Origin of the sequence: Burkholderia sp. MSMB1826 (genome assembly GCF_001526325.1) — a bacterium.
Classification (GTDB): domain Bacteria; phylum Pseudomonadota; class Gammaproteobacteria; order Burkholderiales; family Burkholderiaceae; genus Burkholderia.
This window is the reverse complement of the sequence record NZ_LOYN01000010.1, coordinates 857,511-882,132: the sequence shown is the minus strand read 5'-3', so window position 1 is coordinate 882,132 and position 24,622 is coordinate 857,511. Positions and strand designations below refer to the sequence as shown.

17 protein-coding genes and 1 pseudogene are annotated in these 24,622 nt (G+C 66.4%); 10 read left to right on the top strand and 8 right to left on the bottom strand.

Annotation, left to right across the window (positions count from 1 at the left end):
* Positions 1 to 159 precede the first annotated feature (159 nt).
* Genes WS95_RS05870 through WS95_RS05860 form a run of 3 tightly spaced genes read right to left on the bottom strand, consistent with a single transcriptional unit; the run spans position 160 to position 3,261 of the window.
* Positions 160 to 1,128 carry an NAD-dependent epimerase/dehydratase family protein gene (locus WS95_RS05870; RefSeq protein ID WP_059822749.1) on the bottom strand — a complete coding sequence of 323 codons (969 nt, stop codon included), beginning with the start codon at positions 1,126 to 1,128 and terminating at the stop codon, positions 160 to 162.
* The gene (gmd, locus tag WS95_RS05865; RefSeq protein ID WP_034205156.1) at positions 1,115 to 2,161 is read right to left on the bottom strand and encodes a GDP-mannose 4,6-dehydratase; all 1,047 of its coding nucleotides are present in this window, start codon (positions 2,159 to 2,161) and stop codon (positions 1,115 to 1,117) included. The genes WS95_RS05870 and gmd overlap by 14 nt, the downstream gene beginning before the upstream one ends.
* 35 nt (positions 2,162 to 2,196) lie before the next feature.
* The gene (locus WS95_RS05860; protein WP_034205155.1) at positions 2,197 to 3,261 is read right to left on the bottom strand and encodes an acyltransferase family protein; all 1,065 of its coding nucleotides are present in this window, start codon (positions 3,259 to 3,261) and stop codon (positions 2,197 to 2,199) included.
* Positions 3,262 to 3,730: 469 nt separating this feature from the next.
* On the opposite strand from WS95_RS05860, the gene WS95_RS05855 reads away from it, so the two are divergent.
* From WS95_RS05855 to WS95_RS05845, 3 genes are read left to right on the top strand one after another with little or no spacing between them, the layout of a single operon-like run.
* Positions 3,731 to 5,923: a hypothetical protein gene (locus WS95_RS05855; RefSeq protein ID WP_059822748.1), complete on the top strand. Its 2,193-nt coding sequence runs from the start codon at positions 3,731 to 3,733 to the stop codon at positions 5,921 to 5,923.
* A gap of 49 nt (positions 5,924 to 5,972) precedes the next feature.
* Complete coding sequence (locus WS95_RS05850; protein ID WP_034205153.1) at positions 5,973 to 7,439, top strand: flippase; 1,467 nt, start codon at positions 5,973 to 5,975, stop codon at positions 7,437 to 7,439.
* Positions 7,436 to 9,904 carry a glycosyltransferase family 4 protein gene (locus WS95_RS05845; RefSeq protein WP_059822746.1) on the top strand — a complete coding sequence of 823 codons (2,469 nt, stop codon included), beginning with the start codon at positions 7,436 to 7,438 and terminating at the stop codon, positions 9,902 to 9,904. The genes WS95_RS05850 and WS95_RS05845 overlap by 4 nt, the downstream gene beginning before the upstream one ends.
* A gap of 374 nt (positions 9,905 to 10,278) precedes the next feature.
* Here WS95_RS05845 and WS95_RS05840 read toward each other — a convergent pair whose 3' ends face one another.
* Positions 10,279 to 11,454 (bottom strand): acyltransferase family protein, encoded by a 1,176-nt coding sequence (locus tag WS95_RS05840; RefSeq protein WP_059822744.1) that lies wholly within the window; start codon positions 11,452 to 11,454, stop codon positions 10,279 to 10,281.
* A 217-nt stretch (positions 11,455 to 11,671) separates the two neighbouring features.
* On the opposite strand from WS95_RS05840, the gene WS95_RS35295 reads away from it, so the two are divergent.
* Both WS95_RS35295 and galU read left to right on the top strand, forming a co-directional pair.
* Positions 11,672 to 11,815, top strand: a complete 144-nt coding sequence (locus tag WS95_RS35295; RefSeq protein ID WP_006479318.1) for a hypothetical protein — start codon at positions 11,672 to 11,674, stop codon at positions 11,813 to 11,815.
* 230 nt (positions 11,816 to 12,045) lie between these two features.
* On the top strand, positions 12,046 to 12,933 hold the full coding sequence (gene galU, locus WS95_RS05835; RefSeq protein ID WP_034205150.1) for a UTP--glucose-1-phosphate uridylyltransferase GalU: 888 nt from the start codon (positions 12,046 to 12,048) through the stop codon (positions 12,931 to 12,933).
* A 373-nt stretch (positions 12,934 to 13,306) separates the two neighbouring features.
* Here the strand turns inward: galU and WS95_RS05830 are convergent, their stop codons facing one another.
* Positions 13,307 to 14,425: an acyltransferase family protein gene (locus WS95_RS05830; protein ID WP_034205149.1), complete on the bottom strand. Its 1,119-nt coding sequence runs from the start codon at positions 14,423 to 14,425 to the stop codon at positions 13,307 to 13,309.
* 301 nt (positions 14,426 to 14,726) lie between these two features.
* On the opposite strand from WS95_RS05830, the gene WS95_RS05825 reads away from it, so the two are divergent.
* The gene (locus WS95_RS05825) at positions 14,727 to 15,176 is read left to right on the top strand and encodes an HU family DNA-binding protein (protein ID WP_011548077.1); all 450 of its coding nucleotides are present in this window, start codon (positions 14,727 to 14,729) and stop codon (positions 15,174 to 15,176) included.
* A 272-nt stretch (positions 15,177 to 15,448) separates the two neighbouring features.
* A pseudogene (locus tag WS95_RS05820) lies at positions 15,449 to 16,230 on the top strand (aminoglycoside adenylyltransferase family protein).
* Positions 16,231 to 16,377: 147 nt separating this feature from the next.
* On the opposite strand, the gene WS95_RS05815 reads toward WS95_RS05820, so the two are convergent.
* The 3 genes from WS95_RS05815 to WS95_RS05805 all read right to left on the bottom strand — a co-directional run bounded on the left by WS95_RS05815 (position 16,378) and on the right by WS95_RS05805 (position 19,770).
* On the bottom strand, positions 16,378 to 16,851 hold the full coding sequence (locus tag WS95_RS05815; RefSeq protein ID WP_059822743.1) for a VOC family protein: 474 nt from the start codon (positions 16,849 to 16,851) through the stop codon (positions 16,378 to 16,380).
* Positions 16,852 to 17,244: 393 nt separating this feature from the next.
* On the bottom strand, positions 17,245 to 18,402 hold the full coding sequence (locus WS95_RS05810) for a porin (protein WP_059783960.1): 1,158 nt from the start codon (positions 18,400 to 18,402) through the stop codon (positions 17,245 to 17,247).
* 420 nt (positions 18,403 to 18,822) lie between these two features.
* Entirely contained in the window at positions 18,823 to 19,770 is a 948-nt protein-coding gene (locus WS95_RS05805; RefSeq protein WP_059822741.1) for a YihY/virulence factor BrkB family protein, read from the bottom strand.
* A gap of 142 nt (positions 19,771 to 19,912) precedes the next feature.
* On the opposite strand from WS95_RS05805, the gene fdnG reads away from it, so the two are divergent.
* Genes fdnG through WS95_RS05785 form a run of 3 tightly spaced genes read left to right on the top strand, consistent with a single transcriptional unit; the run spans position 19,913 to position 24,531 of the window.
* Positions 19,913 to 22,984 carry a formate dehydrogenase-N subunit alpha gene (fdnG, locus tag WS95_RS05795; protein ID WP_082746849.1) on the top strand — a complete coding sequence of 1,024 codons (3,072 nt, stop codon included), beginning with the start codon at positions 19,913 to 19,915 and terminating at the stop codon, positions 22,982 to 22,984.
* A 9-nt stretch (positions 22,985 to 22,993) separates the two neighbouring features.
* Positions 22,994 to 23,908, top strand: a complete 915-nt coding sequence (gene fdxH, locus WS95_RS05790) for a formate dehydrogenase subunit beta (RefSeq protein ID WP_059783956.1) — start codon at positions 22,994 to 22,996, stop codon at positions 23,906 to 23,908.
* Positions 23,905 to 24,531, top strand: coding sequence for a formate dehydrogenase subunit gamma (locus WS95_RS05785; RefSeq protein ID WP_059783954.1), 627 nt, complete (start codon positions 23,905 to 23,907; stop codon positions 24,529 to 24,531). Before fdxH ends, WS95_RS05785 begins: the two co-directional genes overlap by 4 nt.
* Positions 24,532 to 24,622 lie beyond the last annotated feature (91 nt).

The following is a 24,622-nucleotide window of genomic DNA, read 5'->3' as shown; positions in this document are numbered from 1 at the left end:
CGCGTACTTCGATCGGCTGGGTGTGCCCCGACTCTCATAACCTCAACTTCCCGAACCGCCCGGTGCGGACCCGCATGCCGGGTGGTGTGGCAGGGGTACGGCCTCATGGCCGTCCCCTATGCCGATTCGGCGCATGCCGTCGCGCGCGTGTTTTCCCGTTCAGCCGGCGGCGTGCTGCCCGTGCGGTGCGGCACGCATTGCGTCCACCATCCATCGCAGCGTTTCGTCGAGCGGCGTGACAGGCAATTCGCCTACTGCGCGCCGCAGCTTGTCGCGCGACCCGCTCAGGCTTTTCACTTCATTGTGTCGCACGAAGCGCGGATCGATCGTCACGTCGATCACGTAGCCGGCGATGCGCGACAGCATCGCCAGCACTTCCTTCAGCGAATACGCGCGCTCCGAGCAGACGTTGAACGTCTCGCCGGCCGGCGCGGCTTCGATCAGCTTCAGATAGGCGGCCGTCACGTCGCGCACGTCGGAGAAATCGCGGCTCACGTCGAGGTTGCCGAGCGAGATCCGCGGTGCGTTCGACGCATAGTGCGCGACGAGCTTCGGCAGCAGATACGCATCGCTCTGGCCGACGCCCGTGTAGTTGAACGGCCGCGCGATCACGATCGGCAGCCGGTCGGCCCATAGCTTGGCCGCATATTCCATCGCGAGCTTGCTGACCGCGTAGTCGTTCGCCGGGGCAGGCGCGACGGTTTCGTCGAGCACGCCGGCCGTCGAGTTGCCGTAGACGTTCGCGCTGCTTGCCAGCAGCACGGCCGACGGGCGGCGGTCGAGGCCGGCGAGCGCCGCCAGCAGATTGCGCGTGCCGACGATGTTGACCGCGTAGGTCTGCGACGGCTCGTCCTGGGCGACATGCGCGCGCGCGGCGAGATGCACGACCGCGTCGGGTCGCGCGTCGGCCGCGGCCGCGCGCATTGCATCCGCGTCGAGCAGGTCGACGGGCACCAGCGTGCAGTGTGCGAACGCCGGATCGGCAGGGCGGGGCGCGCCGGGCGCGATCGTGCCCCAGACGTCATAGCCGGCCGCCTGCAGGCGTTCGGCCATGTAGCGACCGGTGAAGCCCGTCAGGCCCGTGACGAACGCACGGCGCGACGGACGCCCGGTGTCAGAACGTGTCATGGTGTTGGTTCCGCGTCAAATCCGCTTCGACCATCATCTGGCAAAGTTGTTCGAGCGTCGTCCTGGGTGCCCAGCCGAGTTTGCTTTTCGCCTTGTCCGCGCAGCCGATCAGCAGATCGACTTCGGCCGGGCGGTAGAACTTCGGGTTCACTTCGACGAGCACGTTGCCGGTCGATGCGTCGAGGCCGCGCTCCTGCTCGCCCTTGCCGCTCCATTCGATCTGGTAGCCGGCCGCCGCGAACGCCATCCGCACGAAGTCGCGCACGGTTTCGGTCCGGTTGGTGGCCAGCACGTAGGTGTCGGGCTCGTCGGCCTGCAGCATCCGCCACATGCCTTCGACGTATTCGAGCGCGAAGCCCCAGTCGCGCTTCGCGTCGAGATTGCCCAGTTCGAGGCGGGTCGCCTTGCCCAGCTTGATCTTCGCGATCGTGTCGGTGATCTTGCGCGTGACGAATTCCCGGCCGCGCAGCGGCGATTCGTGGTTGAACAGGATCCCGCTGCTGCCGAACAGGCCGTACGATTCGCGGTAGTTCACGGTCATCCAGTGCGCGTACAGTTTCGCGACGCCGTACGGGCTGCGCGGATAGAACGCCGTGGTTTCCGTTTGCGGAATGGCCTGCACCTTGCCGAACATCTCGGACGTCGACGCCTGGTAGAAGCGCGTCTTCGGGCTCACGACGCGAATCGCCTCGAGCAGGTTCAGCGGGCCGATGCCGGTCACTTCGGCGGTCGTCGCCGGCTGGTCGAACGACACGCCGACGAAGCTTTGCGCGGCGAGGTTGTAGAGCTCGTCCGGCTGCGTGCGTTCGAGCAGGCGCAGGCTCGAACCGGCATCGGTCAGGTCGTGTTCGACGAGCGTCAGATTCGGATGCGTGTCGACGCCAAGCTCGGCGATGCGCCAGAAATTCACCGAGCTGGTGCGGCGATAGGTGCCGGTGACTTCGTAGCCCTTGTCGAGCAGCAGTTTGGTCAGGTACGCACCGTCTTGCCCCGAAATTCCGGTGATGATGGCCTTTTTACGCGTTTGGCTCATGGCGTTGTCCTGGTAGAAGCGATGGATGATGAAATTCAGGCGGTCGTGCCGGCGGCAGCCGGCAACGCGCGGCGCGCAGGCCCGCGCGTCAGGCGCCGTTCGAAGCCGTACCAGCTCAGCGTGGCGTAAGCGAGCGTGATCGCGAGCGCGAGCGCGGCCGTGACGAAGCGGTTCAGGTGCAGCGGCCACAGCGCGTACAGCACGCTCAGGTGGATCAGGTAGACGGTGTAGCTGACGGTGCCGACGTAGACGAGCAACGGGTTCGTCAGCACGCGCTGCACGAGGCCGCGGCCGCGCAGCGCGATCACGACGATCGACGTGCACAGCAACAGAGAGATGCTGTAGAGCGCCGCGTTCGACAACGGCGTGTTCGCGGCGCGAAAGCGCGGGAACGACAGGTGCAGCCAGCCGAGGATCGCCAGCGACACGAGCGCGCCGACGATCGCGAGCGGATAGAACGGCTCCAGCGCGCGCCGGTCGCGGCGCAGCACGATCGCGAGCAACGCGCCGGCCGCGAGCAGGTCCATCCGGAACGGAGTCAGGTAGTAGATCGGCCAGAACGAATCGAACCACGGTGTCGCGATCGCGCGCAGCACCGGCGCCGCGACGATCAGCGCGGCGGCGACCCACAGCAGCGCGCGCTCCGAGCACCAGAGCACGACGAACGGCCAGAAGATGTAGAACTGCTCCTCGACCGCGAGCGACCACAACACGTTCAGGCTGTCATGGCCGATGCTGCCGAGCGACAGCCCGATATTGGTCGAGAAGAACGCGAACCACGGCCAGTGCGGCAGCCAGCTCGCGCCGAACAGCAGCGTCGACACCGCCAGCAGCAGCACGTACGGCGGCAGGATGCGACGCACGCGGCGCGCATAGAAGTGGCTGAAGTACGACTGCCCGCGCGCCTTGCGATCGAGCAGGATGCCGGTGATCAACAGGCCGCTCAGCACGAAGAACAGATCGACGCCCATCCACAGCGGCGCCTTCAGCGCGTGCTGCAGGAACACGGCGCCAACCGCGATCGCGCGCAGCCCGTCGAGCTGGACGATGCGGCCGTGTTGCGGCGGGGCGAGGTCGGCGGGGCGCGACAGGGCCGTCATCGCGCGGCTCCTTCACGACCCGCATCCGATGCGTGTACGTATTGCATGCCTTTAAATGAAATATGAAATCGAAATCGATTCTAGGGAAAAGAAATCGGTAAAAAAACGCACGACATTTATCTGCCGGAAAACATCCAAATGCCGGTTATTACGATCGCGAGATGAAAGGTTGGCGGCCGGGCGGGCACGACAGGCGGCGCAGAGCGGAATTTTCTACACGGCGACGGTCGACGGGCGGTCGTTATTGCCGTTTCCGGGCGTCATTTACAGGCTGTTCCGGTTCGATATTTCAGGCAGAAACATCCCCAAATATTTCCAAATTTCTTGTGATTATTTTTGCTTGTAACCTGCATCGCGACGTTTGAAACCCATTTAGCGACAGGGCGCGGCCGCGGGCGATCCGTGGCGGCGCCGGTCGCTGTTGTATCGAGTCTGGAGAAGCGCATTGCGACGTCTGATTCTGGTTGGCATGACGGTATGCGCGGCACTGCTGACGAGCGCCGTGCCGGCCGAAACGGTGTTGCCCGCGACGACGTCGTGGATCGGCAACACGTTCGGCTATGGCGACGGCGCATGGACGCAGATCGACATCCGCGCGATCGCGGTGACGCCCGAGGGCAAGGTGTATACGAATGCGCCGTGGGACGAGAGCGGCGCCGAGGCGAGCGTGTACCAGGACGGGAAGATGCTCGGCTTCGCCGGCGGCACGCACGGTTGGGGCAATCTCGGCGGAAACGCGATCGCGGTCAACAGCAAATATGCGTACGTCGCGATCGGCGTGGGCAACGAGCGCGGCCACCTGCAGTCGCCTGGCATCTGGCCGGACAAGGGCAAGCAATGGTTCGGCATCTCGCGGCGCACGATCGGCGACATGAAGCAGCCGGCGCCGTTTCGCGCGTCGCCGCAAGTCGCGCCGGGCGGGCGTGCCGACGCCGGCCGCGCGCGGATGGCCGCGAGCTTCATGGTGATGAACGAGGTGCCGGCGCCCGCGCGCTCGGAAGTGGGCGATGCGAAGGCGGAGGTGGGCGGCCTCGCGGCCGACGACAAGACATTGTTCGCGACCAATCCGTCGCGCGACGCGGTCGAGGTGTACGACGCGGAGACGATGCAACGGAAGGGCACGTGGAGCGCCCACGAGCCGGGCCGCATCGCGCTCGCGGGCGACGGCACGCTGTGGCTGCTGACCGATACGCTGGGCGGGCCCGCGCATCTGGTGCACGTACGGGCCGACGGTCGCACGCTCGACGACGCGCCGGCGTTGCCGGAAGGCACCGACGCGGTGGACGTGGCGGTCGATGCGAAAGGGCGCGTGCTGGTCGCGGACAACGGGCCGCGCCAGCAGATCCTGATTTTCTCGAAAGGCGGCAAGGGCTATGCGCAGTCGGGCACGCTCGGCGAGCGCGGCGGCATCTTCGCGGGCCCGGTGCCGGGCCGGCCCGGGCCGCAGCGCTTCAACGGGCTGACGGGCGTCGGCGTCGACCGTGCCGGCAACATCTATGTGTCGATGAACGGGATCGGGCCGCGCCACGACACGATCGGCGCCGGGCTCGGCGCGGTACTGGAAAGCTATACGCCGGACGGCAAGCTGCGCTGGCAGGTGCAGGGGCTGCTGTTCGTCGACGGCGCATGGCTCGACCCCGCGCGGCCGAACAGCGTGTACACGGGCAACAAGCGCTTCGAGCTCGACCTGTCGAAGCCGCCGGGCCAGGACTGGAAGTACGTCGGCTTCCTGTCGAACCGCTTCAAGTATCCGGACGATCCGGTGTTCCACACGGACCAGTATCCGGGCATGCCGATCGCGCGGCGCGTCGACGGCCGCACGTTCCTGTACCTGACCGACATGTACGCCGATCACCTGAAGATCTACCGCTTCGACGCGAAGCGGGACGGCGAGGTCGCGATTCCGTCCGGCCTGATCGCGGGCCGAGCGCGGCCGGTCGACAAGGTGCCGAACAAGCCGCCGGGCGGCGACTGGCTGGGGCGCGACGCGAACGGCAACGGCCGGATCGACGCGGACGAGTTCGAGATCAACACGACCGGCAAGGCGAAGGCGGGCGGCTGGGGCTGGTGGGTCGACACGAAGGGCGACATCTGGCGCACGAGCGACGTGCGCGGCATCCACCGCTTCCAGTACGGCGGCGTCGACAAGGCCGGCAACCCGATCTATTCGTACGACAAGGTCACGACCTACCCGATGCCGCAGCCGTTCACGCAGCTGCGCCGTGCGATCTACGAGCCGCAGACCGACACGCTGTACGTGACCGGCTACACGGCCGACGCGCCGCCGCAGCCGGGCATCAACAAGGAAGTGGGGCGCGTGCTGATCCGCTTCGACAAGTGGTCGACGGGTTCGCCGGTCCTGCGCTACCAGGTGGCGCTGCCGTGGAAGCTCGATGCGAAGCCGATCTTCGACCTGATCGGGATCACGGTCGAGGGCCGCTACATCTTCACCGTGGAGCCGGTCGGCAAGATCCACGTGTACGACAAGGACACGGGCAAGGAAGTGGGCGTGATGAGCCCGGGCGCGGAGGTCGGCAAGGCGTCCGGCTGGGTCGACGTGCCGTTCGGCATCAGCGCATTCCGGCGCGAGAACGGCGAATACCTGGTGTTCGTCGAGGAAGACGCGCGCGGCAAGGTGCTGATGTATCGCTGGAAACCGTGACGGGCGGCGCGCCGCGCACGACGTCGTCGCCGTCACACAAGGCATGAGCATGGACAAAGGCATACTCAAGAACGTTTCGATCAACTTCATCGGGCTGATCCTGCCGACCTTCGTGTCGCTGGTGACGGTGCCCGCCTATATCCATGCGCTCGGCGTCGAACGCTACGGCGTCGTCAGCCTCGTGTGGACGCTGATCGGCTATTTCGGGATCCTCGATCTCGGGATGAGCATGGCCGCGCAGAACCACATCTCGAAGGCGCTCGCGAGCGGCAACGCCGACGAAAGCGCGCGGGTGTTCTGGAGCGCGTTCTGGCTGAATCTCGGCACCGGCATCGCGGGCGGGCTGCTGATCTACTTCGGCGCGTTCGTCTACACCGCGTATTTCACGAAAGTGTCGGCCGCGATGCAGCACGAGGTGTATCTGGCGCTGCCGTGGCTCGCGCTCGCGATTCCGCTCGCGAACGTGTCGTGGGTGTTCGCCGGCGCGATCAACGGCGCCGAACGGTTCGGCGTGTTCAACACGAACCAGACGATCGGCACGTTCCTGTTCCAGTTGCTGCCGCTCGGCGCCGCGTGGTGGATCGCGCCGAACCTGCAGACGGTGCTCGCCGCCGCCGTCGTCGCGCGGCTGATCGCCGCGGCGATGCTCGGTCACGCGAGCATCAAGGTGCTCGGGATCCGGCGCATCGACCCGCCGCAGTGGGGCACCGCGAAAGGGCTGTTCAACTTCGGCGGCTGGATGCTGATCGCGAGCATGACGAGCATGATCGCCGACACGCTCGATCGCGTGATGCTCGGCGCCGGCATGGGCGCGAAGTTCGTCACCTACTACACGGTGCCGCAGAACCTCGTCACGCGCCTGAACATGCTGCCGAACGCGCTGGTGCGCACGCTGTTCCCGCGCCTGTCGGCGGTCGGCCGCGACCATGCCGACACGCTCGCGCGCCAGTCGCTCGAATTCCTGAACGGCGTGTTCACGCCGGTCGGCATCGTCGCGATCTTCGCGCTCGCGCCGTTCCTCACGCTGTGGGTGGGCGCCGATCTCGCCGCGCATTCGGCGCCGGTGGGCCGTGTGCTGGTGATCAGCGTCTGGCTCGTCGGTCAGGCGAGCGTCACGCGCATCCTGATCCAGTCGCAGGTGAACCCGGCCCGCGCGGCATTCGCCGGGCTCGTCGAGATGCCGTTCTTCGTCGGCGGCCTGTGGCTCGGCATTCATCACTTCGGGCTGATCGGCGCGGCGGTGGTCGTCGCGGCGCGCGCGCTCGTCGACTACGGCGTGCTGCTGTACCTGTCGGCGATCCGGATGCGCGCGATCGTGCTCGACATGCTCGCCCATCTCGCCTTCCTGCTCGCCAGCCTGTTTCTGGCGCAGGCGTGGTCGGGGCTCGGCGAGTCGATCGGCATGTGCGCGGTCGTGCTGGTGCTGAACGTCGCGTGGTCGCTCACGATGACCCCGGGGCTGCGCGCGCTCGTGCGCGACCTGTTCGTCCGTCTCAATGCGAGGAAAACGACATGAATCGCGATCTGGCGGAACACGCCGTCCTGAATCTCGCCACGGCCGATGCGGCCGTGGCCCACGCGGGCGACGCCGCCGCGCTGCACCGCGCGGCGCCGGCCGAGCGCGCCGGCGCGCGGCAGCCGACGCGTGCGCTGCGCGTGGCGATCGTCCACGACTGGCTCGTCACCTATGCGGGCGCCGAGCGTGTGCTCGAACAGATCGTCGCGTGCTTTCCCGACGCGGACCTGTTCAGCCTCGTCGATTTCCTCGACGACCGCGCGTTCGTGCGCGGCAAGCGGGTGACGACGTCGTTCATCCAGAAACTGCCGTTCGCACGCACCAAGTACCGCAGCTACCTGCCGCTGATGCCGCTCGCGATCGAGCAGCTCGACGTGTCCGAGTACGACCTCGTGATCTCGAGCAGCCACGCGGTCGCGAAGGGCGTGCTGACCGGGCCGGACCAGGTGCACATCAGCTACGTGCATTCGCCGATCCGCTATGCGTGGGACCTGCAGCATCAGTATCTGGAACAGTCGAACCTCACGCACGGGCCGAAATCGCTGCTCGCGCGGATGATCCTGCACTACATCCGCAACTGGGATACGCGCACCGCGAACGCGGTGGACGGCTTCGTCGCGAACTCCGCGTTCATCGCGCGGCGCATCAAGAAGGTCTATCACCGCGACGCGGCGGTGATCTTCCCGCCGGTCGACGTCGACGCATTCTCGCTGAACGCGGTGAAGGAGGATTTCTACCTGACCGCGTCGCGGATGGTGCCGTACAAGAAGATCGACCTGATCGTCGAGGCGTTTTCGCGCACGCCCGAGCGCAAGCTCGTCGTCATCGGCGACGGCCCCGAGATGCAGAAGATTCGGGCGAAGGCCGGCCCGAACGTCGAGATCATGGGCTACCAGCCGTTCGCGGTGCTGCACGACCGGATGCGGCGCGCGAAGGCGTTCGTGTTCGCGGCCGAGGAGGATTTCGGGATCTCGGTCGTCGAGGCGCAGGCGTGCGGCACGCCGGTCATCGCATACGGCAAGGGCGGCGCGCTCGAAACGGTGCTCGATCCGCAATCGAACCTGAACCCGACCGGTCTCTTTTTCGACGAACAGACGCCGCACGCGATCGTCGCGGCCGTCGACGACTTCGAGCGCGCACCGCAGCGCTTCACGCCGGACGCCTGTCGCGCGAACGCGGAGCGGTTTTCCGCCGATACGTTCCGGCGGCGCTTCCTCGACTACGTGGAGCAAGCGCTGCCCGGCTCGACCGCGCAGCGCGGCACGGCCGCACCGATGCCGGCCGCGCGCGGCCCGGCGACGCTCGTGCTCGATCAGAGCGGCGTGCTCGGCGGCGCCGAGCTGTCGCTGCTCGAGATCATGAAGCACATGCGCGCGAACGCCGACGTGCTGCTGTTCGACGACGGCCCGTTCCGCGCGGCGCTCGACGAGATCGGCGCGCGCGTCGACGTGGTCGAGCAGGGCGCGCTCGCGGGCGTGCGCAAGCAAGGCGGCGTGTCGTTCGGCGCGGTGAAGCAGCTCGTGCGGCTGGTGCGCGACGTCGCCCGGCGCGCGCGCCGCGCCGAGGTGATCTACGCGAACACGCAACGCGCGATGGTGGTCGCCGCGCTCGCCGGGCGGCTCGCGCGCAAGCCGGTGGTCTGGCATCTGCGCGACATCGTCAGCACCGACCATTTCGGCGGCAAGCAGCTACAGGCGATCAAGTATTGCGCGCGGCTCGGCGTCACGCGCGTGATCGCGAACTCCGACGCCTCCGCGCAGGCGTTTCGCGCGCTGACGGGTTTCACGCCGCAGCACGTCGACGTCGTGTTCAACGGCATTTCGGCCGAACCGTTCGACGCGCTGGAAGGCGTGAGCCAGGCCGCGCTGCGCGCGCGCCTCGGCTTGCCCACGGACGCCTGGCTGGTCGGCTCGTTCAGCCGTCTCGCGCGCTGGAAGGGGCAGCACGTGCTGCTGGAGGCCGCCGAGCGGCATCCCGACATGCACGTGGTGCTGGTCGGCGCGCCGCTGTTCGGCGAGGACGAGTATGCGGCGCAACTGCACGAATACGTCGCGCAGCACGGGATGGACGAACGCGTGCATTTCCTCGGGTTCCAGCGCGACGTGGCCGCCTGCATGACGGCGGTCGACGTCGTCGCGCACACGTCGATCACGCCGGAGCCGTTCGGCCGCGTGATCGTCGAGGGGATGCTCGCGCGACGGCCGGTCGTCGCGGCCCGCGCGGGCGGCGTCGTCGAGATCATCGAGGACGGCGACAACGGGCTGCTCTGCGAGCCGGGCAACGCGGCCGCGCTGGCCGATGCGCTGGCGGCGCTCAAGCGCGACGGCGCGCTGCGCGAGCGGCTCGTCGCGAGCGGGCGTGCGACCGCGGTGCGCCGGTTCGGCACCGAAACCTACGTGGAGCGGGTCGAGAAGATCCTCGCGGATACCGCCAAGGCGGCCAAGGCCGCGAACGCGAAGAAGTAGCAGTCGGCGCGAGCCGGCGGGAAACGGGCCCCCATGCGGCGTCGCGCTGCGCGGGGGCTTTGCCGTTCGGCGGGCGACGCGTGTGGTTTTGACGGAGAGGCGGGTTTGCGCCCCGGCGTCGGTCGCGAAGCGTGGCCGGTCGTCATCCGGAACGGAATCGGGCCGTCGGGAGCATGGGGCGATCGGGCGCTGCCGCCGCAGCTGCGGATATCGCCACGAGCCGCCCACGCGGGCCGTAGCGCGGTCGGACGGCAGCAGGCTGCCGCGTTCCCCTGGCGACCCGGCCGCAACCGCGTGACGGCCATGAAAACCACCCGCGCGGCGAGACGCCGCGCGAGGGCTCCGGACGGGCCGACCGCGCCGGCCGGCCCGCTTCAGACGGCCTGTTCGGGCGACGACGCGACGACGCGGGCGGTGCGGGTCGGCTTGAAGCTGGCCGACCACATCATCGCCGGCCGTTCGAACATCCGGTAGAACAGGTACGCCACCGGAATCGCGACGGCCATGAATGCGAACGACGGCCAGATCGACAGTTGCAGTTCGGAGTGGAACAGCACCGAGCCGAGGCAGACGAACAGCGGCAGGTGGACGAGGTACAGCGAGTAGCTGAAGTCGCCGAACCAGCTCAGCACGCGCAGCGGCGGGGTCGGGCGGGGCGGCCGGGCGAGCGCGCGGTACAGGAAGCACGCGAAGCCGGCCGACCAGAGCTGGAATGCGCCGTACTGGCCGAAATGGAATGCGCCGCAGCCGGCGGCCAGCAGCACGGCGGCCGCGACGTACCACGCGCGCGACGGCACGACGGCCGTGCCGCGGGACTGCTGCGCGCGCACGTCCGCGATCCATGCGCCGATCGTCCAGGACAGCCAGTACGACGTGAAGAACTGCAGGTCGTGCCGTTCGAGCAGCCACGCCGACGCGACGTTGACGAGCGCGACCGCGGCCACGACGGCCGGCATGCCGATGCGCCGGCGCAGCGCGAACAGCAGCGGGTAGATCGCGTAGAACTGCACTTCGAGCGACAGCGTCCACAGCGCGCCGTTCGACCCGTACGTGTAGCCGGCGACGCCCTGCAGCGAGAACAGGTTCACGAGGAACGCGACGAGGCCGACGTCGCGGATCTTGTGGCTGACGGGCTCGATCTGCAGGCTGACCGCGTCGAGCGCGAGCGTGAACAGCAGCGCGGCGAGCAGCACCGGATAGATGCGCGCGAAGCGGCGCACCCAGAAGTTCGGCGCGTCGAGCCGGTACGCGGGGTTGGCCGCGAGCTTGAGTGCCGCGTTGCGGTGGATGCAGTAGCCGCTGATCACGAAGAAGATCGGGACGCCGGCGGAGCCCCACGCGAACGGGAAGGTCAGGTAACCGGCGATCGCGCCCGGGCTCAGGGCATGACCGTAAGCATGATGGAAGCTCTGCATGCCGACCCAGACGACCTGGCGGCAGTGGAAATAGGCGACGAGCAGCGCCGCGAAGCCGCGCATCGCGTCGATCACGTGTTCCTTGTGATCGGCGACGGGCGGCGCGGCCAGAGACGATCCGCTGAAAGCTTGCATGCGATTCGGTTCCTTGCGACGGATGGACGGGAAGTTTCATCCAATCGTAATGCGCAAGAATTCGGTCAATGAATAAAAAAATCCCGCCCGGAAATTCCGGTATTTCACATCATGGGTTTATTCAGGGGTGAAAGCGGGCCCGCGAGGGGCGCCAATTATTTGTCGATTTTTTTCTGATAGTTTGAAGCTCCAGTTGATTGATGCAAGGAGCGGCAAGATGGACATGCATTGGATCGCGAGCGCTGCAGTACTGTTGGTCATGGCCGTGCTGTCGGCGTACCGCGAGGCGCTGAAGAACGAACCGATCCGCCCGGGCCTCGAGCGGGGCGGCGTGCCCTATATCGAGGAATTCGAATCGTAAGAATTTGTATCCGGGAAATCGGTAATTTGTTTCTGCTTCGGCAATCGGTTCGGCAATATCGACCGGATTGAAGTGATTATATTTTTTCCGAAATAATTGGGCAATCAGTCCATATCGAAAATGAGCGGAGTGGAATTGGCAGTACCGTCGATTCTCGATATGCCGTTCGGAACACAATCGCGCCGGGTCGCGGGTCGACGCGGCGCAGTCAACGCTATCAGGATGCGAACATGTTGAAAGTCACCAAGGCCGTGTTCCCCGTTGCCGGTCTCGGCACGCGGTTCCTCCCGGCAACGAAGGCGAGCCCGAAGGAAATGTTGCCCGTCGTCGACAAGCCGCTGATTCAGTACGCGGTCGAGGAAGCGATCAACGCCGGCATCACCGAGATGATCTTCGTGACCGGGCGCAGCAAGCGCGCGATCGAGGATCATTTCGACAAGTCGTACGAGATCGAGGCCGAGCTCGAGGCGCGCGGCAAGGAAAAGCTGCTCGAACTCGTGCGCAGCATCAAGCCGAGCCACGTCAACTGCTTCTACGTGCGCCAGCCGGAAGCGCTCGGTCTCGGCCACGCGGTGTTGTGCGCGGAGAAGCTCGTGCACGGCGAGCCGTTCGCGGTGGTCCTCGCCGACGACCTGCTGCACGGCGAACAGCCGGTGCTCAAGCAGCTCGTCGACGTGTTCGACCACTATCACAGCTCGGTGATCGGGGTCGAGACGATCCCGCGCGAGGACAGCCGCTCGTACGGCGTCGTCGAAGGCCGGGAGTGGGAAGAGGACATCATCAAGCTGTCGGGCATCATCGAGAAGCCGGCGCCCGAGGACGCGCCGTCGAATCTCGGTGTGGTCGGCCGCTACGTGTTCATGCCGACGATCTTCGATCATCTGCGCAAGCTCAAGCCGGGCGCGGGCGGCGAACTGCAGCTCACCGACGCCGTCCAGTCGCTGCTCGCGAACGAGCAGGTGCTCGCGTACCGCTACTACGGTACACGTTTCGACTGCGGCAGCAAGATCGGCTATCTGAAGGCTACCGTCGAGCTCGCGCTCCAGCATCCGGAAGTGAGCCGCGAATTCGAGGCGTACCTGCGTACCTGCTTGCCCGCGCTGGCTGCCGTCGCTTAAGCGGCCGCGCGCTCCGTCGTTTCAGGTGGTGGTTGTTCCGTTGGCCCCGGCCGCTCGCGCGCCGGGGCTTTTTTGTGTTTGCGCGTGCACGAGCCTGGTGCGCGACGCCTGCATGTGGTGCCGGCAATGTGCGGAGGGCGGCGCCGCGCGGCGCGCGAAATGTGCCGATGACGCGGGACGTCGCGCGTGAAACCGGTGTCGAAGCATGCATCGCGTGACCGGATCGGTGGACGGGTTGCGCGGCATGCATGACGCGCGCGTGGACGTTGCCCGATGACGCAACGTGGGCTGCGATGCCATCGGCCGCCGACTTCATCGCCGGTATCGCGGCGTTGCGATTCGGCGTCCGCCGCGTGCCGCGTCCGTGTGCCGCTCAGCGCGGCGACGCGCTCGGCTGCGCGGCGAAGTGCCGGGCCAGCATCGCGGCGATCGGCTTCTTGAAGTCGAGCAGCCGCTTTTCGAGATAACGCCAGGACAGGTGCGCGAGCAGCACGGCGAGCGCGAATTGCAGCACTTCCGGCAGCGCGTCGCGGACGATGTCCGGTATCGGCACGTGCGCAAAGGACGCGGGCAGCACGCCGAAGCGCGCCGGAATCAGGTTGTGGAACAGATAGAAGCCGTAGCTGATCGTGCCGAGATAGACGAGCGGCGCCCAGTCGAGCAGCGCGACGACCGGATGCTCGGGCTCGCTGACGATCCACAGCATCAGCGCGCCGAGCGACGCGGACAGGCCGAGATCCGCGAGCCCCGCGACCGCATCGGGCAACGCCGTGCAGGCGGGCAGCACGAGGAAGAACGCGACGCCGGCCGCGCCGAGCCAGCCGGGCGGCACGCGGCGCGCGGCGGCCGCGCCGCGATCGGCGAGCGCCATCGCGCCGACGCCGCCGAGCGCGATCAACGCGAAATTCCACGGGGAAAACGCGTAGATCAGCACCGGCGACGCGTCCGACAGGTAGAGCGCGAGATGCGCGAGCGCGCACAGCGCGACGGCCGCGACGCCGAGCGCGACGTGTCGCGCGGCGGGCACCGCGAGCAGCGCGAGCGGGGCGATCAGATAGAACTGCTGTTCAACGGCGAGGCTCCAGAAGTGCGACGTGGAGCCCGGCCAGCCGTCCTTGACGACGCCGATCCAGTAATTCGACAGGAACGCCGCGTGCCACGCGAGCCCGAGGTTGACGCCGCGCTGGTAGAACAGCGCGTGCGCGATCGCGAGCGCCGCGAGCAGCAGGTAATACACGGGAAAGATCCGCAGCGCGCGCTTCGCGAGGAACAGCGCCAGCGCGTGGCGGCGCGTCATGGTGCCGCGCTCGACCGCCTGGCGGTTGCGATGCAGCTCGCCGACGATCAGGAATCCGCTGATGAGGAAAAACGTCCACACGCCGAGCTTGCCGACGTCGACGGCAAGGACATGGCCCTTGTGGGACAGGAAAACGAGGATGACGGCGAGGGCTCGCAGGCCGTCGAGTCCTTTGACGTATCTGACTTCGCGCATGGAGGCATCCGGGCATTGAGCGAGCCCAGTATAGGTGCGCAAATATCGAACGTAATTCGCGTTCGGACGTATACGTGAAGGCGTTTTTCGACGTGAGGGGCGGTTTGCGCATGTGCGCTCCCTGCGTAAAACGGACCCTCGAGCGTCGATGAAGTCGGTCGCGCGCAACAAAACCTGCGGGAAACCCCGTGAAAACGCATAAAAGTACTGCACGAAGCGTCAAGGCGCTTGTAGAATCCGGCGTTGAAGCGCGCGCGTTGCACGCTTCGTGTATCCAACGACCACACCTGGTAGGAGAAACATGGCGACTTCCGCAAAAAAGGTGGCCAAGAAGGCTGCCGCACCGGCCACCAAGAAAGTGGCTGCCAAAAAGGCTGCGCCCGCGAAGAAAGTAGTGGCCAAGAAGGCTGTCGCGAAGGCAGCACCGGCTGCTCCGACGCCGCTGAAGGACAAGTTCACGAAGGCATCGCTCGCAACGCACATCGCTGAGCGCGCAGCTGTCGAAGTGAAGGCGGTCAAGGCAGTGCTCGTCGCACTCGAGAACGTCGTGCTGGGCTCGGTTCACAAGAAGGGCGCAGGCGAGTTCACGCTGCCGGGTCTGCTGAAGATCACGGCACAAGTCGTGCCGGCGAAGAAGAAGCGCTTCGGCAAGGATCCGTTCACGGGCGAAGAGCGTTGGTTCCCGGCGAAGCCGGCCAGCGTGCGCGTGAAGGCACGTGCGCTGAAGAAGCTGAAGGACGCGGCAGCGTAATGCCGCGCAACGACTGCCGAATGCAAGTCGGCAGCCGTTGCGATGTCCCGCGATCCCCGTACGCGACAGCGTGCGGGGATTTTTATTGCGCTGCGTAAATCGCGCGGCAGCAAACCGCCGGCGTGGCGACGAGCGGTTGCCCGACGCACGACGGGCAGCGGGTCGCATGCCGCGCATTCGCATCTGCATCCGCATCGCCGAGCGGCAACCTTCATGCGTGCGACGCGTTGTTTCGTCGCGTTCCGTAGCGAGCGCATCGCGGGTTTGCCGTCGTGACCGAGACCATCGCGCACGACATCGCCGGCCAGGTCGCCGCTGCGCGCGCCGCGATCGAACGGCGGTTCGGTGCGATGCTGCAAGCGATCCACCTGTTCGGATCGGCGCTCGATGGCGGCCTGAAACCGCGCAGCGACATCGATTTGCTGGTGACGGTCGCGGTGCGCCCGGACGAAGCGGCGCGCCGCGCGCCGATGTCGGATCTGCTCGGCGTGTCGGCGCCGCCCGGTAGCGGCGGCATGCGTGCACTGGAGGTCACCGTCATCGCGCACGGCGACGTGATGCCGTGGCGTCATCCGGCGCGACGCGAACTGCAATTCGGCGCATGGCTGCGCCGCGTTCCGGAAACCGGCATCGTCGAGCCGCCACGGGTCGATCACGATCTGGCGATCCTGCTGACGAAGGCGCGACAGCACGGTGTCGCGCTGGTCGGGCCGCCCGCGAACGTGCTGTTCGAGCCGGCGCCCGCGCGCGACTTCGCCGCCGCGCTGCTCGCCACCGTTGCGCAGTGGCAGGCGACTGGCGCGGCGACGCGTGCAACGTCGTGCTCGCGCTCGCACGCATCTGGTACAGCGCCGCGACCGGCGGGATCGCGTCGAAGGACGTCGCCGCGACGTGGGTGCTGGAGCGCTTGCCGGACGCGCGCCGGCCGGTCGTAGCGGCTGCGCGTGCCGCCTATCTCGATGGCGAAGCGGGCGCGGCGATCCTGTCGGACGAGCCGCTGGCCGAATTCATCGGCTACGCGCGGCGGACGGTCGAGTCGATGCTGTCGCGATAGCATCGGCGCCGACGATGCGCGCTACCGGTTGAGCGGCCAGCCGCGGATAGCGAACGCGCGCGAGCCGACTCCATGCGCGAACCGTCGGCCGGACTGCATGCCGGCGACCCGGCGCGGCGTCGCGCGAGCGCTGGCCGCCGCCCGTCGTCAGCCCGCCGTGCCCGCGAAGGCGGCCTTCAGCGCGGCGTCGTCGAACTTGGTCATCTGCATCATCGCGGCGGCCACGCGCCCCGCCTTGACCGCGTCGCGATCGGCCATCATCGGGATGAGCGCTTCCGGAACGATCTGCCACGACACGCCGTAACGATCCCTCAGCCAGCCGCAGCCGTCGGCCGTGCCGCCGTTGTCGAGCAGGGCGCTCCAGTAGCGGTCGAGTTCCGCCTGGTCCGCGCAACTGACGAGCAGCGAGATCGCGTGGTTGAACGTCTCCGTGCGCGGATGGCTCATCGCAAGGAACGGCTGCCCGAACAACTCGAATTCGACCATCCGCGTGCCGTCGGTGCCGGGCACCGCCGTGACGCGCACGATGCGCGAATCCGGAAAGATGCCGGCATAGAAGGCCGCTGCTTCTTCGGCTTCCGTCGAATACCAGAGAAAAGGCGTGATCTTCTGAATCGTCATGACGAGTCTCCTGTCTGTATGGGTCCGGGGCAAACCGTGTGCCGCCGTCGATACGACGGACGACGCTTGCCGGAATCGACGCGCGGCGCGAACAAATTCCGCATCGGTCGAGCCGGGCGACGCCGGCTGTGCGGATGGTAGTCGTCCTACGGAGAAACGGCGACCTCTCCGGACAGGGAAAACGGCGTTGCGGGGGCATTGCAGCCGCCAGGTGCCTCTGCCGGGCCACCGACCTATGTCGGGGCCCGGCTTTGCCGCGGTGGCGGCGGCATGCGATGTCGGCTCCGCCGACCGGCGCCGGACGAAAAAAAGCCAGCCGCGGCCGAAACCGGGGCTGGCTTTCCAGGTCGGCGGCAACGCGTCGGAGACGCCATGCCGCCGGATACTTCGTTTTTAGAACTTGTGACGCAGGCCGAGTGCGACGATTTCCTGCGAGCTCTTGCCGGCGATGCCGTACGAGCCGACCGACGCTTGCGCATCGCTGCCGTCGGCGTTGTGGCCGCTTGCGTGCTGGTATGCGCCAACCAGGTAGATGTCCGTACGCTTCGACAGCGAGTAGTCCGCGCCGAGCGAAACCTGGTGGTACTTGGCGTCCGTCTGGCCGCTACCCTTCGTGTAGATGTAGCCGACGCCCAGCAGCAGCGGTGCCGATGCCTGGTACGTGACGAATGCGCGGCCCGTGTTGTACTTCTGGTTCGTGCCGAAGCCCGAGTTCGCATCCGCCTTGTACTGCGCGTTGCTGTAGCCGAGGCCGAACGTCACCGGGCCGAATGCATACTGGCCAGCGACTTGCGCGATGCCGATCGACGATGCCGACGTGTACGCGTTGTTGATGAACGCGCCCGAGCCGTCGAAGATCGCGTCCGACGTGCCTGCCCAGCCGGTGCGCTGGCCGGTTGCGCTCAGCGGAGCCGAGTTGTTCGCGTGGAAGTAACCTGCAGCCAGGCCGAGCGGGCCGTTGTTGTACGCTGCAGCTGCCGCCCACGTCTGACCCTTGCCGGTTGCGCCGGCGACGCCGCCGAGCGCGTACATCGCCTCGACCTGCAGGCCTGCCCAGACCGGCGACGTGTACTTGATCGCGTTGCTGACGCGCAGGCTGTTGTCGTTGTTGTCGACGTCGCCCGGCGTGGCGAACACGCTGCCGAAGTAGTTGTCAGCCGTGACTGCCTGAACCAGGTCGACGAGCGGGTCGTACTGGCGACCCAGCGTCAGCGTACCGTACTGGTCGCTTTGCAGACCGACGAAAGCCTGGCGACCGAACATGCGGCCACCCTGGCCCAGTGCACCCGATGCCGAGTTGAAGCCGTTTTCCAACTGGAAGATCGCCTTCAGGCCGCCACCGAGGTCTTCCGAACCCTTCAGGCCGAAGCGGCTGCCTTGCAGGTTGCCGCTACCCATCGACCACGAATTGTTACCTTGACCATCGTTGCCGTGAACATAGGTGATCGACGTGTCGATCACGCCGTACAGCGTCACGCTCGACTGAGCTTGAGCAGCGCCGGCCGCGCCCAGCAGGGCGAGCGAGAGGGTCGAGAGAGCAAGTTTCTTCATCGTTGAGTTTCTCCACGCAAGTGATTCATCGTTATTTGTTGCGGATTGGAGAATAGCTCAGTGCCATACACGCAAGAAAGCTTAAAAAATAAAGTGTCTCGAAAAGGTAACAGCGGGAAAAAGTCCATATATATCAAGCACATCAACGACTGTTCCTGTTTATGAAATAGTTGACAATTGCTGCGCCGCGATTGTTTCAATAGTTGATGCGCATGCCGGCAGCCCCCCTGTTTCGGCCCGTTGCGGCAGGAAAACGAGGGTGTGCAAACGTTTGCGATTGCAGGTGCGTGCGCGTCGACGTGTCGAGAACGCGCCGGCGCCGCACGTATGCGCGGCGGACGTCGGGACTGCAAAGCCGCGAGCGGGTGTGCCGGGGCCGCCGCGAGATCGATGCGCGGCGTTTTTCAGCGGGCGGGCAAATCAGTTGTCGCGCGGGCGATGCTCGGCTTGACCGGCTTGATGGGCGACTTGAGCGGACGCAGCCGGTGCCGCATGCTCGGCCGCCCGATGCGCATCGCCGCGGGCGGCCGCGAACTCCGCGCCGAGCAGCAGCACGATCGCGGAGAAGTACAGCCACATCAGCAGGACCGCGAACGATCCGGCCGCGCCGAACGCACTCGCGGTGCCCGCATGCGCGAGATACAGCGCGAACAGCTTCTTGCCGCCGGAGAACAGGATCGCCGACACGACGCCGCCGATCGCGGCGTCGCGCCACGCGACGCGCGCATCGGGCAGGAATTTCATCAACGACGCGAACGCGGCCGCGAGCACCGCGATGCCGACGAAGAACTGCACGAAGTTCGTGACGACCACGTACGGCGAATTGCCCAGCAGCCACGTGCCGATGAAGGTGATCGCGGTGTCGAGCACGAGCGACACGATCAGCAGGAACGCGACGCCGAGCACGAGCCCGAACGAGATCAGCCTCACTCGCACCAGCCCGAGCATGCTCGACCAGCGGCTTTCGGTGGCCGGCCAGATCACGCTGAGCGCCGCGCTGAGCGACGCGAACGTGGCCGATGCGCCGATCGCGAGCGCGGCGAACGAGATCAGCGTGGCGAGGCCGCCGCGCTCGCCCGCGCGGTGCGCGTTCTGCACGATCGTCTGGATACTGGCCGCCGCGTCGTCGCCGATCAACTGGTGCGCCTGTTCGAACACCTGGCCGCGCGCGGCATCGTCGCCGTAGAACCAGCCGGCCACCGCGATCACCATCACGAGGGTCGGCGCGAGCGAGAACGCGGAGAAAAACGCGATGCCCGCGGCCATCGCGGAACAGCGGTCGGACGAGAAGCGCTTGAACGCGGTGAGGGCCCAGTTGGCTTGCTGCTGGGCGAGACGGGTGGCTTCGGAAGTGATCTGTCGTTTCATGACGGTTCGGTTGCGCGCGGAACGCGGATCATCGCAGTTAGTCGGACAAATCGGTATTGATCCGAGGATTCGATCATAGTTGCCTGAACTGTCTATAATTCCTTTCAGTTTCACCCCACCCCACAATAACGCCGAGACCGCCATGCTACAAATGTCCCGGCGCCAGTTCCTGAAGGTGACGGCCACGTCGCTTGCCGGATCGAGTCTTGCCCTGATGGGCTTTTCTCCGTCCGACGCGCTGGCCGAGGTCCGACAGTACAAACTGGCGCGCACAGTCGAAACGCGCAACACCTGTCCTTACTGCTCGGTGGGTTGCGGCATCCTGATGTACAGCCTCGGCGACGGGGCGAAGAATGCGCAGCCGAGCATCATCCACATCGAAGGCGATCCCGACCACCCCGTCAATCGCGGCACGCTGTGCCCGAAGGGCGCGAGCCTGATCGACTTCATCCACAGCCCGAACCGCCTCACGCATCCCGAGTATCGTGCGCCCGGCTCGGACAAGTGGGAACCCATCTCGTGGAACGACGCGCTCGACCGCATCGCGAAGCTGATGAAGGCCGACCGCGACGCGAACTTCGTCGAGACGGCCGAAGATGGCGCAAAGGTCAACCGCTGGCTCACGACCGGCATGCTGGCCGCGTCGGCGGGCAGCAACGAGGTCGGCTACCTGACGCACAAGACCATCCGCAGTCTCGGGATGCTCGCATTCGACAATCAGGCGCGTGTCTGACATGGCCCGACGGTGGCAGGTCTTGCCCCGACGTTTGGCCGTGGAGCGATGACGAACCATTGGGTCGACATCAAGAACGCGGACGTGATTCTCGTGATGGGCGGCAATGCAGCCGAGGCCCATCCGTGCGGTTTCAAGTGGGTAACGGAGGCGAAGGCGCACCGCAAGGCGCGGCTGATCGTCGTCGACCCGCGCTTCACGCGTACGGCCTCGGTGGCCGATTACTACGCGCCGATCCGCACCGGCACCGACATCGTCTTCCTGGGCGGCGTCATCAATTACCTGCTGACGAACGACAAGATCCAGCATGAGTACGTGAAGAACTACACGGACTTCTCGTTCATCGTGCGCGAGGATTTCGCGTTCAACGACGGCATCTATTCCGGCTACGACGCCGAGAAGCACGCGTACCCCGACAAATCGAGCTGGGACTACGAGCGCGGCGACGACGGTTTCGTGAAGGTCGACCCGACGCTGCAGCATCCGCGCTGCGTCTACAACCTGCTGAAGCAGCACTACGCGCGCTATACGCCGGACATGGTCCAGCAGACGTGCGGCACGCCGAAGGACAAGTTCCTGAAGGTGTGCGAGATGCTCGCGACCACGGCCGTTCCCGGCCGCGCCGGCACGGTGTTGTACGCGCTCGGCTGGACCCACCACTCGATCGGCGCGCAGATCATCCGCACCGGCGCGATGGTGCAGCTGCTGCTCGGCAACATCGGCATCGCCGGCGGCGGGATGAACGCGCTGCGCGGCCACTCGAACATCCAGGGGCTGACCGACCTCGGGCTGATGTCGAACCTGCTGCCGGGCTACATGACGCTGCCGATGCAGGCCGAGCAGGACTTCGACGCGTACATCAAGAAGCGCGTGCAACTGCCGCTGCGGCCGAACCAGTTGAGCTACTGGAAGAATTACAAGGCATTCCACGTCAGCTTCATGAAGGCGTGGTGGGGCGACGCGGCCACCGCCGAGAACAACTGGGCCTACGACTACCTGCCGAAGCTGGACAAGCAGTACGACCTGCTGCAGGCGATCGAGCTGATGAATGCCGGCAAGATGAACGGCTACATCTGCCAGGGCTTCAATCCGCTCGCGGCGGCGCCGTCGAAGGTGAAGACGGCGGCAGGTCTCGCGAAGCTGAAGTGGCTCGTGATCATGGATCCGCTCGCGACCGAGACGTCCGAGTTCTGGAAGCATCACGGCGATTACAACGACGTCGATGCGTCGAAGATCCAGACCGAGGTGTTCCGCCTGCCGACCACCTGCTTCGCGGAGGAAAACGGCTCGCTCGTGAGTTCGAGCCGCGTGCTGCAGTGGCACTGGAAGGGCGCCGAGCCGCCGGGCGAAGCGAAGAGCGACCTCGAGATCATGTCGGGGCTGTTCCTGCGCATGCGCACGATGTACCAGAAGGACGGCGGCAAGTACCCGGACCCGATCGTGAACCTGACCTGGCCGTACGCGAACCCGGAAAGCCCGACGCCCGAGGAACTGGCGATGGAGTTCAACGGCAAAGCGCTCGCCGATCTGCCCGATCCGAAGGATCCGGCGAAGACGCTCGTGAAGAAGGGCGAGCAGCTCGCCGCGTTCGCGCAACTGAAGGACGACGGCACGACCGCGAGCGGCTGCTGGATCTTCTGCGGCGCGTGGACGCAGGCCGGCAACCAGATGGCGCGGCGCGACAACGCCGACCCGACCGGCATCGGCCAGACGCTGAACTGGGCGTGGGCGTGGCCGGCGAACCGGCGGATCCTGTACAACCGCGCATCGTGCGACGTCGCCGGCAAGCCGTTCGACCCGACCCGCAAGCTGATCGGCTGGAACGGCAGCGCGTGGAAGGGCGTCGACGTGCCGGACTTCAAGGCGGACGAACCGCCCGAAAACGGGATGGGACCGTTCATCATGAACCCGGAAGGCGTCGCGCGCTTCTTCGCCCGCGCGGGGATGAACGAAGGTCCGTTCCCCGAGCACTACGAGCCGTTCGAGACGCCGCTCGCCGCGAACCCGCTGCACCCGGGCAACCCGCTGGCGCTGAACAACCCGGCCGCCCGCGTGTTCCCGGACGACCGGGCATCGTTCGGCAAGGCGTCCGAGTTCCCGCACGTCGCGACGACGTACCGGCTGACCGAGCATTTCCACTACTGGACCAAGCATGCGCGGCTGAACTCGATCATCCAGCCCGAGCAATTCGTCGAGATCGGCGAAGACCTCGCGAAGGAAGTCGGCGTCGCGCACGGCGAGCGCGTGAAGGTGTCGTCCAAGCGCGGCTACATCGTCGCGGTCGCCCTCGTCACGAAGCGGATCAAGCCGCTGACGATCGACGGCAAGAAGGTCCAGACGGTCGGCGTCCCGTTGCACTGGGGCTTCAAGGGCCTGACGAAGCCCGGCTATCTCGCCAATACCCTGACTCCGTCCGTGGGCGACGGCAACTCCTATACACCGGAATTCAAGTCGTTCCTGGTGAAGGTCGAAAAGGCGTAAGGGGGAGAGATGGCATTGCAATCGCTGGATATCAAGCGGGTCTCGGCCACCACGACGCCACCGCCCACGGTGCGCGAACCGGTGACCGGGAGCGTCGCGAAGCTGATCGACGTATCGAAGTGCATCGGCTGCAAGGCATGCCAGACGGCGTGCATGGAATGGAACGACCTGCGCGACGAAGTCGGCACCAACGTCGGCGTGTACGACAACCCGGCCGACCTGACCGAGCATTCGTGGACGGTCATGCGGTTCTCCGAATACGAGAACCCGGCGGGCGACCTCGAGTGGCTGATCCGCAAGGACGGCTGCATGCACTGCGAGGATCCGGGCTGTCTGAAGGCGTGTCCGTCGCCGGGCGCGATCGTGCAGTACAACAACGGGATCGTCGATTTCCACGAGGAGAACTGCATCGGTTGCGGCTACTGCGTGACCGGTTGCCCGTTCAACGTGCCGCGGATCTCGAAGAAGGATCATCGCGCGTACAAGTGCACGCTCTGTTCCGACCGCGTTGCGGTCGGCCAGGAACCGGCCTGCGTGAAGACCTGCCCGACGGGCGCGATCGTGTTCGGCACCAAGGAGGACATGAAGCAGCACGCGGCCGAGCGGATCGAGGACCTGAAGGAGCGCGGCTTCGAGCATGCGGGGCTGTACGACCCGCAGGGCGTCGGCGGCACGCACGTGATGTACGTGCTGCACCACGCGGACAAACCGTCGCTGTACCACGGGCTGCCCGACAATCCGTCGATCAGCCCGATGGTGAAGCTGTGGAAGGGCATCGCGAAACCGCTCGCGGTCGCGGGCCTCGCGCTGACCGCGCTGGCCGGGTTCTTCCACTACACGCGGGTCGGTCCGAACGAGGTCACCGACGACGAGGAAGCCGCCGCGCGCGACGAAGCGCGACGCATCAAGGAGGACGCGAAATGAGTCACGACGACCCCAACCTGATCGTCCGCTACACGCCGAACGAGCGCACGAACCACTGGATCACCGCGATCACGTTCGTGCTGCTCGCGTTGTCCGGGCTCGCGCTGTTCCATCCGTCGATGTTCTGGCTCACCGCGCTGTTCGGCGGCGGCCAGTGGACGCGGATCCTGCATCCGTTCGTCGGCCTCGTGATGTTCGTGTCGTTCGCGATCCTCGTCGTGCGCTTCTGGCACCACAATGCGCTCGACGCGGACGACCGGCAGTGGCTGAAGCAGATCGGCGACGTGCTGACCAACCGGGAAGACAAGCTGCCGCCGGTCGGGCGCTATAACGCCGGGCAGAAGCTGCTATTCTTCACGCTGGTGGCGTGCCTGCTGCTGCTCCTGCTGTCGGGAGTCGTGATCTGGCGGCGCTATTTCTCGTTCTACTTCCCGATCGGGGTCATCCGCGCGGCCGCTGTCGTGCATGCCGTGGCGGCCTTCGTGCTGATCGCGAGCATCATCGTGCACATTTACGCGGCGTTGTGGGTGAAGGGTTCGATCGGCGCGATGGTGCGGGGCACCGTCACGCTGGGCTGGGCCCGCAAGCATCACCCGAAGTGGTTCCGTGAAAGCGTGAAGTGACGCAGCGGAGCGGGGCGGTACGCCGATTGCGGCGTATCGTTCCGCCCACCGCCGGAATCGCCCGAAAGCGCCGATTCGTCGGCGCTTCGTT